The organism is Kluyvera ascorbata ATCC 33433 (assembly GCF_000735365.1).
Classification (GTDB): domain Bacteria; phylum Pseudomonadota; class Gammaproteobacteria; order Enterobacterales; family Enterobacteriaceae; genus Kluyvera; species Kluyvera ascorbata.
Genome location: NZ_JMPL01000233.1, coordinates 1 through 866, shown reverse-complemented (window position 1 = coordinate 866; position 866 = coordinate 1). Strand labels below are relative to the sequence as shown.

The window sequence follows — 866 nt, the reverse complement described above, 5'->3', positions numbered from 1 at the left end:
AATAAATTCCTGCACNTAGTTCATATTCTATCCTACACTATACATGAGCTAGCCCATGTCATAACAACCTATTCGATTAGGCAGAAAATGATCTCTCTGCCAATTTTTGAAATCACTTCAACTTCGCACTTCTATTTTTTAGTATTAAAGACATTGATTTTAATGATGCAATTGGATTTACTATAATTAGTGGTAAGTATTTAATGAATGAATATATATCTTTACGTCGAAATGCAAGTAGACAAAGTACCAGAACCCAGTTCATCTTGTATCTTTTCTCGGCCAATTCTTCTTTTATTGCGTCATAAGTTGTAGAAAGCGTCGTATATACATTATTATAGTAATTTTCATCATGGTTTCGGCTTATACTCTGATTATCACTTTGGTCATATATGTAACTTGGAAAATCAATCTGACAGCAAACAGAATTCTTCAAGAATATTCTCCAAAAAAGCATAGCATCTCCCCATTTGAAATGTTTAGAAAACCCGCCAGATCGTAAAAATGCATCACGGCTAAATATATATGTCGGTTTCCCTGGATAATTAAGTGGGAATGATAACACATAATGATATATATTTTCAGCTATGATTGTTTCTGCGGGAGATAATTCTTCTATTTGAATATCATCTTTTTTTATAATGACACTTTTTGAATAATAAAAATCATAGTGACTATCACGAGTTTCCTGTATAAAACCTAATAACTCATCAGGATTGAACAAATAATCATCACTGTCCAGAAAAATAATATACTGACCGTTAGCTACTGATGCGCCATAATTTTTCGCGTCCGCAGCGCCACCATTATTTTTAAAAAAATACGAAATGTCTCTGCCATCAATATAGGGTTCTATTACGCTAAGA

The 866-nt window shown here is 32.5% G+C and carries 1 protein-coding gene; it reads right to left on the bottom strand.

What is annotated here, in order from left to right:
* Positions 1 to 112 precede the first annotated feature (112 nt).
* A partial coding sequence (locus GKAS_RS23350; RefSeq protein WP_035897919.1) for a glycosyltransferase family 2 protein occupies positions 113 to 866 on the bottom strand: 754 nt, incomplete at its 5' end.